This is a genomic window from Pseudomonas sp. AGC41, from assembly GCF_057334555.1.
In genome coordinates, this window is sequence record NZ_JBHFJB010000136.1 from 110420 (window position 1) to 122191 (window position 11772).

The following is an 11772-nucleotide window of genomic DNA, read 5'->3' on the forward strand; positions in this document are numbered from 1 at the left end:
CCCCCCCCCCCCCCCCCCACAAAAGCCGCCCCACACCAGGGCCGGTCAAGTCTGGATCAGGCTTGCGTCAGCTTCGCCGCAGCCCGCTCGAAGCGGTCCAGGCCGGCGTCGATGTCGGCATCGTCCACCACCAGGCTCGGGGCGAAACGAATCACGTCCGGACCGGCTTGCAGAATCATCAGGCCTTCCTGCTCGGCGGCGTTGAAGATGTCCTTGGCCTTGCCCTTCCAGTTGTCGTTCAGCACGCAGCCGATCAACAGGCCAAGACCACGGACCTGGGTGAACAAGCCGTACTTCTCGCCGATCTGCTCCAGGCGCGCCTTGAATTTCTGATGCTTGGCTTTGACCCCACCGAGCACTTCAGGCGTGTTGACCACGTCGATCACCGCTTCGGCCACTGCGCAGGCCAGCGGGTTACCACCATAGGTGGTGCCGTGGGTACCGACCACCAGGTGCTTGGCCAGCGCTTCGGTGGTGAGCATCGCCGCGATCGGGAAACCACCGCCCAGGCTCTTGGCGCTGGTGAGGATGTCCGGAACCACGCCGTAATGCATGTAGGCGAACAATTCGCCACTGCGGCCCATGCCGGTCTGCACTTCGTCGAATACCAGCAGCGCATCGTGTGCATCGCACAGCTCGCGGGCACCTTGCAGATAAGCCAGATCGCCCGGCAACACGCCGCCCTCGCCTTGGATCGGCTCCAGCACCACCGCGCAGGTCTTGTCCGAGACCGCTGCTTGCAAAGCCGCAAGGTCGTTATAAGGAACGTGGGTGATGCCGGTGATTTTAGGACCGAAACCGTCGGAGTACTTCGACTGGCCGCCGACGTTGACGGTAAACAGGGTGCGTCCGTGGAAGCTGTTGAGCGCGGCGATAATCTCGTATTTCTCGCTGCCGAACCGATCAAAGCCGACGCGACGGGCCAGCTTGAAGGCGGCCTCGTTGGCTTCGGCGCCGGAGTTGCAGAAGAATGCACGCTCGGCGAAGGTCGCATCGACCAGTTTATGCGCCAGGCGCAGGGCTGGCTCGTTGGTGAACACGTTCGATACGTGCCACAGCTTATTGGCCTGCTCGGTCAGTGCACCGACCAGCGCCGGGTGGGCATGGCCCAGTACGTTGACTGCGATACCGCCAGCAAAGTCGATCAACTCGCGACCGGACTGGTCCCACACGCGGGAACCGGCACCACGCACGGGGATAAAGGCAGCAGGTGCATAGTTGGGAACCATTACCTGGTCGAAATCGGCGCGTTGGACCGCGGCTTGCTCAACGGACATCGGAGTCTCCTGAAGAGGAACACCCGCCTGGAACTGGCGAGCTTGGTGAGGATTGTAAGGACAGTTTTCAGCCCGGCCTTGCCGCCAAGCGACAACTTCTTATAGCGCCAACCCACGTTTTGCGCGGGTTTACGGCAATGCGACAAATAGCGTCGCAAAGGCGCAGTTTAAACGTTGGCGCAGGATTTGCGGCGTCATCCCGAAGATTTGCCTCAGCCGCGTTCCGACGGCACCGACGACAATTCGAACGGGCTGCTGCTGCGTCGCTGGTTGCGATCTTCCCGCGGCGTGGCGCCGAAGAAGTTGCGGTAAGCGCTGGAGAAATGCGGCCCGGAGGAGAAACCGCAGGACAGGCCGATCTGGATGATCGATTTACTGGTCTGCATCAGCATCTGCCGGGCCTTGTTCAGGCGCAGCTCCAGGTAATACTGGCTGGGCACGCGGTTGAGGTATTGCTTGAAGATCCGCTCCAACTGGCGACGGGACACGCACACATGCTGGGCGATTTCATCGGTGGTCAGCGGCTCTTCGATGTTGGCCTCCATCAAGAGCACCGCCTGGGTCAGCTTCGGATGGCTGGAGCCGAGGCGGTTCTGCAACGGGATGCGCTGGCGCTCGCCGCCTTCGCGAATGCGTTCGACCACCAGTTCCTCCGAGACCGCGCCGGCCAGCTCCGCGCCGTGGTCCCGGGCCAGCACCGCCAGCAACAGGTCGAGCACCGACATGCCGCCACAGGCGCTCAGGCGATCGCGGTCCCAGTCGAACAAATGGCTGGTGGCGATGACCTTGGGAAAACGTTCGGAGAAATCGTCCTGCCAGCGCCAGTGTACGGCGGCTCGGTAACCATCAAGCAAACCCAACTGCGCCAGCGGATAGACGCCGGCGGACAAGCCGCCAATTACACAGCCGGCGCGCACCAGTTGCTTGAGCGCGCTGCTCAACGGCGAGGCCAGCGACGTCGGCGGCTCATCGGCCAGCAGAAACAGTTTCTGCAAGCCTTCGAGCTTGCCGGCCCAGGCTTCGCCCGGCAGTTGCCAGGCACCCTCGGCCGGCGGCTCGGCGTGCAAAAAGGACAGCTCGTAGACCACGTCCGGATGCACTCGCTGCGCAACGCGCAAGGCCTCCTCGGCCAGCGCCAGCGTCAACGCTTTAGTGCTGGGCCAAATCAGGAAACCTATTCGATGGGCAGTCATGTTGGGCAATCCGAAGCAAAAACAGTGTTAAAGCCAAAAGCGGCTGCAACCAAATTAGACCATCTGGCGCGCGGTGCGCAGCATGACCCAAATCAGGTGCGTACGGGAGCGATTACTTCAGGCTGCCCGACAAGAATTGCTGCAAGCGCTCCGATTGCGGATTGACCAGCACTTCGCGCGGATTGCCGCTTTCTTCGACGATGCCTTTGTGCAAGAACACCAGTTGGTTCGACACCTCGCGGGCAAAGCCCATCTCGTGGGTCACCACCACCATGGTCCGGCCTTCCAGGGCCAGCGCCTGCATCACCTTGAGCACGTCGCCGACCAGCTCCGGGTCGAGCGCCGAAGTCGGCTCGTCGAACAGCATCACCTCAGGCTCCATCGCCAGCGCACGGGCGATTGCCACACGCTGCTGCTCGCCGCCGGACATGTGGCCTGGGTAAGCGTCCTTGCGATGGGCCACGCCGACCTTGTTCAGATAGTGTTCGGCCTTCTCCCGCGCTTCGGCCTTGGCCACGCCCAGCACGTGCACCGGCGCTTCGATGATGTTTTCCAGCGCGGTCATGTGCGACCACAGGTTGAAATGCTGGAACACCATCGACAACCGCGAACGCATGCGTTGCAGCTGCTTGGGGTCCGAAGCCTTCATGGCGCCGTCCTTGCCTGCCACCAGCTTCAGCTCTTCGTTGTTGAGCAAAATCTTGCCGGCGTGGGGTTGCTCAAGCAGGTTGATGCAACGCAGGAAGGTGCTCTTGCCGGAGCCACTGGAGCCGATGATGCTGATCACGTCGCCAGCGGCGGCTTTCAGGGACACGCCCTTGAGCACTTCGTGACTGCCATAGCGTTTATGCAGGTCTTGGACTTCAAGCTTGTACATGCGGTCGGTTCTCACAAAACGTCAGTCGTTGAGCAGTCGATCGGATCGATGCGTTATCAGTGCTTGCGCGGGGCCAGGTAACCCAGCCAGCGGCGCTCGGCCAGTTTGAACAGGCGCACCAGGATGAAGGTCAGGCACAGGTAGAAAACGCCGGCGGTGATGTAGGCCTCGAACGGCAGGTAATACTGCGCGTTCACCGTGCGCGCGGCGCCGGTGATGTCGATCAGGGTGACGATGGACGCCAGGCTGGTGGTCTGCAGCATCATGATCACTTCGTTGCTGTATTGCGGCAGCGCCCGGCGCAACGCCGACGGCAGCAGGATCCGGCGGTACAGCTTGTAGCGCGACATGCCCATGGCCTTGGCCGCCTCGATCTCACCGTTAGGCGTGGCCCGCAGGCTGCCGGCGATGATCTCGGCGGTATAGGCGCTGGTGTTGATGGCGAACGCCAGGCACGCACAGAACGTCGCGCTGGACAGCCATGGCCAGAGGAAGCTTTCGCGCACCACCTGGAACTGCGCCAGCCCGTAATAGATCAGGAACAGCTGCACCAGCATCGGCGTGCCGCGGATCACGTAGGTGTAGAGCCAGGCCGTCATGTTGACGATCGGCTGCTTGGACACCCGCATCAGCCCCAGGGGCAACGCCGCCAGCAGGCCAAAGAACAGCGACAGGGCCAGCAGCTTCAGGGTGGTCAGCAGGCCACTGAAGTACAGGGGCAAGGCTTCATAGATGACGTTGTAGTCGAAGATCATAGATCAGCCGCCCTTACGCCTACCGAGTAGCGCTTCTCAAGGTGACGCAATGCCAGCAACGAGACACTGGTGATCACCAGATACATCGCCGCCACTGCGAGGAAGAAGGTGAAAGGCTCGCGGGTGGCATCCGCCGCCTGCTTGGCCTTGAACATCATGTCTTGCAGGCCCACCACCGAAATCAGCGCGGTGGCCTTGGTCAGTACCAGCCAGTTGTTGGTGAAGCCCGGGATCGCCAGGCGAATCATCTGCGGCACCAGCACCCGAAAAAACACCTGGAAGCCGTTCATGCCATACGCCATGCCCGCCTCGGCCTGCCCCTTGGGGATCGCCATGAACGCGCCGCGAAAGGTTTCCGACAGGTACGCACCGAAGATGAAGCCCAGGGTGCCGATACCGGCCGCCAGCGGGTTCAGGTCGATGTAGTCGTCATAGCCGAGCATCGGCGCCACGCGGTTGAGCAAATCCTGGCCGCCGTAAAAGATCAGCAGGATCAGCACCAGGTCGGGAATGCCGCGAATGACCGTGGAATACAGGTCGCCCAGCCACGCCAGCCAACGCACCGGCGAGAGGCGCAACGCGACACCGATCAGCCCCAGGACGATGGCCAGGGCCATGGACGACAAGGCGAGCTGAAGCGTCAACCATGCGCCATCGAGGATGACAGCCCCGTAGCCTTTCAACATGATTCAGGTCCTCGAAAGTGGATGAAAAAATGGCGCAAACCGCAGAGATCCTGTTGCTTGCGCCATTTCGCCGCAGTGGCGGGACGTGGTTACTTGCCGTAGATATCGAAGGCGAAGTACTTGTCCTGGATTTGCTTGTACTTGCCGCTCTCGCGAATGGCGGTGATCGCGCTGTTGATCTTGCCTTTCAGCGCATCGCCCTTGCGAACCGCGATACCGATGCCGTCGCCGAAGTATTTCTCGTCGGTGAACGCCGGGCCGACGAATGCAAAGCCCTTGCCCGCGTCAGTCTTCAGGAAACCGTCATCCAGCAGCGTCGCGTCGGCCACGGTGCCATCGAGACGGCCGGCGGAGACGTCCAGATAGATTTCGTTCTGCGAACCGTACGGCTTGATCTCGGCACCCAGCGGGGCCAGGACTTCACGGGCGAAACGCTCGTGGATCGAACCGCGCTGGACGCCGATGTTCTTGCCCTTGAGCTCAGCCAGGCCGTCGCTGACCTGGGTACCGGCCTTCATCACCAGACGAGCCGGGGTGTTGTAGTACTTGTTGGTGAAGTCGACGGACTTCTTGCGATCTTCAGTAATCGACATGGACGACAGGATCGCGTCGATCTTGCGCACTTTCAGCGCCGGGATCAGGCCGTCGAACTCCTGCTCGACCCACACGCACTTGACCTTCATCTCTTCGCACAGCGCATTGCCGATGTCGTAGTCGAAGCCGACGATGCTGCCGTCCGGAGCCTTGGAGGCGAACGGAGGGTAAGCCGCTTCGATACCGATCTTCAGCGGTTTCTCATCAGCGAAGGTCGGCAGGGACAGCACGGACAGCGCCAGGGCGCCAAGCAGCACAAGTTTCTTCATCTTGGGACTCCATCGGTAAAGGGCGAAAACGGCAGAGTGAGCAACAGCCCAATATGCGAATGGGTGGAACGAACTTGCGTCCTAGGGAGCTCACGATTTATCCAACGCGAGCCACGACGAGCGAGTGATCGGCATTCTAACGACAGGCCCGAAGCCGATATTTCTTCAATGCGACAACTAATTACAGAAGCACCGAGAAAGCCGTTCGAGCACATTGACAGCCCCGCAAATTCATGCAAGAGCAAAAGACAGGGAACCGATCCATGCTGCAATTAGCGGGCCTATTATTCGCAAACCCTTCTAATCCGGCAAGCACAGCGTGGCGACTTGTTTTTCCATCGGTCCGAAACGGCCCTGAAACGGGGCTTTGCGTTTCACTTTGCCCCGTCGTGGCGCCTTTGGTTACACATTTCGAAACACCGGTAACGTTCAGACGCGTCCCACCTTGAAGCCCGATATTTATTCAAACCCCTCCCGTGGCGAGGGAGCTCGCTCCCGCTGGGCTGCGCAGCGGCCCTAAACCCAGACACCGCGGTCATCCAGACATACCGCATCGGCCGGTTGACGACTGCTGCGCAGCCGAGCGGGAGCAAGCTCCCTCGCCACAAAGGCGCTCGCTTGCAAGCCACAGTGGCGGCGGGCGCGCACAAAAAAGCCCCGCTCGGCAAAATGCCAGGCGGGGCTTTTTGTGTGTTGCAAGGAGCGTCAGGCGACGTTCATGGTCTTGTGCGTCTCGATCAGGTGCGCTACCACACCCGGGTCGGCCAGGGTGGAGATATCACCCAAGCCGTCGTATTCCGCCGTGGCGATCTTGCGCAGGATGCGGCGCATGATCTTGCCGGAGCGGGTCTTCGGCAGCCCCGGCGCCCACTGGATCACGTCCGGCGAAGCAATCGGGCCGATCTCCTTGCGCACCCAGTTCTTCAGCTCCAGGCGCAAGGCTTCGCTGGTTTCTTCGCCAGCGTTCAAGGTGACATAGACATAGATGCCCTGCCCCTTGATATCGTGCGGCACACCCACCACCGCCGCCTCGGCGACTTTCGGGTGGGCAACCATGGCGCTTTCGATCTCGGCGGTGCCCATGCGGTGACCGGAGACGTTGAGCACGTCGTCCACCCGACCGGTGATCCAGTAGTAGCCGTCCTCGTCGCGACGAGCGCCGTCACCGGTGAAGTACATGCCGCTGAAGGTCTTGAAGTAAGTATCGACAAAACGGTCATGATCGCCGTACAGCGTACGTGCCTGGCCCGGCCACGAATCGAGGATCACCAGGTTGCCTTCGGCGGCGCCTTCGATCAGGTTGCCGAGGTTGTCCACCAGCGCCGGCACCACGCCAAAGAACGGACGCGTGGCCGAACCCGGCTTCAACGCGGTGGCGCCTGGCAGTGGACTGATCAGTACGCCGCCGGTCTCGGTCTGCCACCAGGTGTCGACGATCGGGCAACGCTCCTTGCCGACGTTCTTGTAGTACCAGTCCCAGGCTTCCGGGTTGATCGGCTCGCCCACCGAACCCAGCAGGCGCAGGCTGCTGCCATCGGCGCCTTCGACGGCGGCGGTGCCCGAAGCCATCATCGCGCGGATCGCGGTCGGCGCGGTGTAGAGAATATTGACCTTGTGCTTGTCGATCACCTTGGCCACTCGGGTGACGTCCGGATAGTTCGGTACGCCTTCGAACAGCAGCGTGGTCGCGCCATTGGCCAACGGGCCGTAGACGATATAACTGTGGCCGGTAACCCAGCCGACGTCAGCGGTGCACCAGTAGATGTCACCGGGCTTGTAGTCGAATACGCGTTCATGGGTCAGCGCCGCGTACAGCAAATAACCGGCGGTGGTGTGCTGCACGCCCTTGGGCTTGCCGGTGGAACCGGAGGTGTAGAGGATGAACAGCGCTTCCTCGGCGCCCATCTCCTTCGGCGCGCAAACGGTGCCGGCCACTTTCATCAGGTCTTCGTACCAGATGTCACGGTGCTGGTTCCACTTGATGTTGCCCGACGTGCGCTTGCACACGATGACTTTCTGGATGCTGCTGGTTTCCGGATTGGTCAGCGCGTCATCGACGTTGGCCTTGAGCGGGATCTTCTTGCCGGCACGGATGCCTTCGTCGGCAGTGATCACCACTTTCGATTTGCAGTCGATGATGCGGCCGGCCAGGGCTTCCGGCGAGAAGCCGCCGAACACCACCGAGTGGATGGCACCGATCCGGGTGCAGGCCAGCATGGCGACCACGGCCTCGGGAATCATCGGCATGTAGATCGTCACCACGTCGCCGCGATGCACGTCCTGGCCGCGCAGGGCGTTGGCGAACTTGCAGACTTGCTCATGCAGTTCGCGATAAGTGATGTTGCGGCTCTCGGACGGGTCGTCGCCCTCCCAGATGATCGCAACCTGATCGCCGCGCTCTTCCAGATGACGGTCGAGGCAGTTGTAGGAAACGTTCAAGGTGCCGTCGGCAAACCACTTGATGTCGACATGGTGATCGTCGAACGAGGTCTGTTTCACCGTGGTGAAAGGCTTGATCCAGTCGAGGCGCTTGGCCTGCTCGCGCCAGAAGCCATCGGGGTTGACGACCGACTGCTGGTACATGGCCTTATAGGTCGCCTCGTCAGTCAGCGTACTGGCCGCAACCTCGGGACGAACGGGATACACAGAAGCCGCACTCATCTTTCTTACCTCGGTGACAATAGTTGTTTTTGTATGGTTCCGTTGTAGCTTGGGGCGGGCCTATAGAACCATTCGACGATGGTAGTAACAAGTCCCTACAAAATGTCGGTACTAACCCGCAAATCCACCTGAAGATATCTTCATGTGGGAGATATCTGTGGGAGCGAGCCTGCTCGCGAAGGCGCCAGTTCGGCCGACATCAAATCAATGGATTTGTTAACAGGCCCGAACGCCGATTATTACCAGATCAACCAACAGTGTTTATCAAAACCAAGTCTGTTTACCCCTCCCCTCGCCTCCTAAAATCAACCCCGCCAACCGGCAAACCCGATTGACGCAACACAGCCCCCACGAAGGCCATTGATCCTACTTCCAACACTTGCTCCACACGCAGCCTCAAAAAGGCTGCGTGACCCCACTCGACCTCAAGAAAGGTGAAATACAGATGAAAGCTTTATGGGTTCTGGTCCTCGGCAGCCTTTGCGCCACCGCCATGGCGGATGAGGCCCCGACCGATGTCGCACAGCAGAAACCGGCGATCGAGGAGTACACCTACTCCACCCACCTGGACATCGCCAAAGTCATTTCCATGAGCACCATCCCGAATGTCTGCGAAGTGGTCCCGGCGAAAATGGAATATGAAGATTCCAAGGGCCAGCGCCACATCATGCGCTACAGCGTCATGGGCACCGGCTGCTCCAACGGCTGATCACAACCGGCAGTTTCCATGGCCCGATTTCGATCGGGCCTGGTTGTGTCTGGAGCCACCAAAAACCGCCAGCAAACACAACATGTAGTGCAAAACGGCAAAAATCGATCACTTTCCGAGCAAAAAAGCCCGCCATCCGATCCGTGCAAAAAAAATCTTCAACGGCCAAAGCCTTGTAAACCCTCGCTCCCATGCGGGTATGCCCCCCGCGACCTCTTCTGTGAGCTATTTCGCCGCACCACGTAGGCAAAAAAGTCCTTATAATGCCGCCTTAAACGGGCCTGCAATATCCCCTTACAGGGATCAAAGCCAACCTGAAGCCTGCGTAACGGCCGACCATGCCGATACGTGCAAGCCGCTTCAGCACAACCCGTACATTTTTCTGTTTATTGCCTGCGTCAGCTGCTGCAACAAACGACTTTCCAAGATCCACCGCGGCCAGTAGGCCTTTCAATGGGCATCTGGCCCTCACGCAGGAGACGACACGTCATGCTGAGCTGGGACGAATTCGACAAAGAAGACGACGGCGAAGTCGCGGTAAAAGGCGCCAACGCCGGCCACGCTTCTGAAGCCAACATGGACCGCCTCGACAGCGCCGGCGGTGCCGCCGCGCTCGAAGCCCGCGCCGTGACGGCCAGCGACTCGGCCGCGATCATTCGCGCCAAGGCCGCCCTCGACAAACTCGACGTCGCCGAAGGCCTCGCCGAACTCGAAGGCGCCTCCGCCCGTGTCGCCGTCGATGAAAAGCGCATGATCAACTGCCGCGCCGACCTCAATCAGCTCGTACCATTCAAATACGACTGGGCCTGGCAGAAGTACCTGGACGGCTGCGCAAACCACTGGATGCCGCAAGAAGTCAACATGACCGCCGACATCGCCCTCTGGAAAAACCCGGAAGGCCTGACCGACGACGAACGCCGCATCGTCATGCGCAACCTGGGCTTCTTCTCCACCGCCGACTCCCTGGTTGCCAACAACCTGGTCCTGGCCGTGTACCGCCTGATCACCAACCCGGAGTGCCGCCAGTACATCCTGCGCCAGGCCTTCGAAGAGGCGATCCACACCCACGCCTACCAGTACTGCATCGAATCGCTGGCCATGGATGAAGGCGAGATCTTCAACATGTACCACGAGATCCCATCAGTCGCGAAAAAAGCCGCCTGGGGCCTGAAATACACCCGTTCGATCTCCGATCCGAAGTTCGAAACCGGCACCCCGGAAACCGACAAAGAGTTGCTGCGCAACCTGATCGCCTACTACTGCGTTCTGGAAGGCATCTTCTTCTACTGCGGCTTCACCCAGATCCTCTCCATGGGCCGCCGCAACAAAATGACCGGCGTCGCCGAGCAGTTCCAGTACATCCTGCGCGACGAATCCATGCACCTGAACTTCGGCATCGACGTGATCAACCAGATCAAGATCGAAAACCCACACCTGTGGGACGCCGAGATGAAGGAAGAAGCGACCCAGATGATCCTGCAAGGGACCCAACTGGAAATCGAATACGCCCGCGACACCATGCCTCGCGGCGTGCTGGGCATGAACGCGGCGATGATGGAGGACTACCTCAAGTTCATCGCCAACCGTCGCCTGTCGCAGATTGGTCTGAAGGAAGAGTACCCAGGCACGACCAACCCGTTCCCTTGGATGAGCGAGATCATGGACTTGAAGAAAGAGAAGAATTTCTTTGAGACTCGGGTGATTGAGTATCAGACGGGTGGGGCTTTGAGCTGGGATTGATTTCTAGTCATCGTTGCACCATCAGCATTTAACTAAAAACCCTGTGAAAACGGGGTTTTTAGTTTTCTACCGGAGCAAAACTGCGTTTAGTTCTGAGACTGTAACGCTGCTTTTACCCTACGCAAAACTCAGAATCGTTCCGTATTGACGCCGTATCGCCTCGTTACCTATCTTAGTCGCAGGTGCCTAAGAAACGCCCAACGTAGTAGCTAATCGCCGAACATAGAACCGCATACTGTCTAAGGACGTTGCAATTCTGTGGGAAGAAAAGCTAGTTGGGATTTTTCTTAGATCCTCTACGTCGGGTTTGCGCCGCTAACCTTCTAACGTAGAGGTGGTCATGCCCATAAAAACACAGCTCTGCTCTCCGTATACCTCGGAGACAAATCATGTCTGATGCTTACATTCCGGCGGTTTTCACCCGTCATAGCCTCCATCTTCATGCCCTGCTTTTGGAGAACCAACCTTGGTTCTGCGCTCGCGACCTCGGACGGTTAATGGGCGTGCATCTGAACGACCGCATGGTCAGCAAATTGGATGAGGACCAGCGACACGCCCTGCTGATTCGTTACCACGGCCATCCTGAAAAGCGGCTAATGCTCAGCGAGTCCGGCGCGTATGCCCTACTGGTTTATCACTACGCGCCAGGGAATCGCTTGCTGCGTGAATGGCTAACGCATCAAGTCGTACCGGCCCTGCGTGACGCCCAGGCATCAAGCGATACCGAGCGGCCGATGCTGAGTGTTCTGGACTGGCCGGAGATGTCCTTGAGCATGTTGCATTGGCAAAACGACGGCTGGATTCGACTTCGGGACATGCCGTATTTGTTGCTCAATCGGACTCGGGGGCGGTCAGTTACAGCTAAACCTTGGTGGCGTCGGCTGGTGGAGGTATTTCACGTATCCGGACAATCGACGCCGTAGAAACAGCAAGACGAAAGCGCGGCTTTTTCTGTAGGAATTTTCGTAGACAACCGTAATGGCCACTCAGTATCGTCCGAGGGTTTTCAAC

The 11772-nt window shown here is 59.6% G+C and carries 10 protein-coding genes; 3 read left to right on the plus strand and 7 right to left on the minus strand.

The window, feature by feature from the left end; all coding sequences use genetic code 11:
- Window positions 1-56: 56 nt before the first annotated feature.
- From ACE04F_RS22440 to acs, 7 genes are all read right to left on the minus strand, one after another.
- Complete coding sequence (locus ACE04F_RS22440; protein WP_486109976.1) at window positions 57-1277, minus strand: aspartate aminotransferase family protein; 1221 nt, start codon at window positions 1275-1277, stop codon at window positions 57-59.
- Between the two features lie 212 nt (window positions 1278-1489).
- Window positions 1490-2470: a transcriptional regulator ArgR gene (argR, locus tag ACE04F_RS22445; RefSeq protein WP_486109977.1), complete on the minus strand. Its 981-nt coding sequence runs from the start codon at window positions 2468-2470 to the stop codon at window positions 1490-1492.
- Window positions 2471-2582: 112 nt separating this feature from the next.
- A complete protein-coding gene (locus ACE04F_RS22450; RefSeq protein ID WP_434572344.1) occupies window positions 2583-3347 on the minus strand; it encodes an ABC transporter ATP-binding protein in 765 nt (254 codons plus the stop codon).
- Window positions 3348-3403: 56 nt separating this feature from the next.
- The gene (locus ACE04F_RS22455; protein WP_434572342.1) at window positions 3404-4102 is read right to left on the minus strand and encodes an ABC transporter permease; all 699 of its coding nucleotides are present in this window, start codon (window positions 4100-4102) and stop codon (window positions 3404-3406) included.
- Window positions 4099-4788, minus strand: coding sequence for an ABC transporter permease (locus ACE04F_RS22460; protein WP_003178836.1), 690 nt, complete (start codon window positions 4786-4788; stop codon window positions 4099-4101). Before ACE04F_RS22460 ends, ACE04F_RS22455 begins: the two co-directional genes overlap by 4 nt.
- Window positions 4789-4877: 89 nt before the next feature.
- Window positions 4878-5651, minus strand: a complete 774-nt coding sequence (locus ACE04F_RS22465) for an ABC transporter substrate-binding protein (protein ID WP_486109978.1) — start codon at window positions 5649-5651, stop codon at window positions 4878-4880.
- A gap of 705 nt (window positions 5652-6356) precedes the next feature.
- Complete coding sequence (acs, locus tag ACE04F_RS22470; RefSeq protein ID WP_486109979.1) at window positions 6357-8312, minus strand: acetate--CoA ligase; 1956 nt, start codon at window positions 8310-8312, stop codon at window positions 6357-6359.
- 445 nt (window positions 8313-8757) lie between these two features.
- Here acs and ACE04F_RS22475 point away from each other — a divergent pair, with 445 nt between their 5' ends.
- The 3 genes from ACE04F_RS22475 (at window position 8758) to ACE04F_RS22485 (ending at window position 11684) form a co-directional block, all read left to right on the plus strand.
- The gene (locus ACE04F_RS22475; RefSeq protein WP_305499325.1) at window positions 8758-9021 is read left to right on the plus strand and encodes a DUF2790 domain-containing protein; all 264 of its coding nucleotides are present in this window, start codon (window positions 8758-8760) and stop codon (window positions 9019-9021) included.
- Between the two features lie 489 nt (window positions 9022-9510).
- Window positions 9511-10761: a ribonucleotide-diphosphate reductase subunit beta gene (locus tag ACE04F_RS22480; protein ID WP_305499322.1), complete on the plus strand. Its 1251-nt coding sequence runs from the start codon at window positions 9511-9513 to the stop codon at window positions 10759-10761.
- A gap of 389 nt (window positions 10762-11150) precedes the next feature.
- Window positions 11151-11684, plus strand: a complete 534-nt coding sequence (locus ACE04F_RS22485) for a BRO-N domain-containing protein (protein WP_434628943.1) — start codon at window positions 11151-11153, stop codon at window positions 11682-11684.
- Window positions 11685-11772 lie beyond the last annotated feature (88 nt).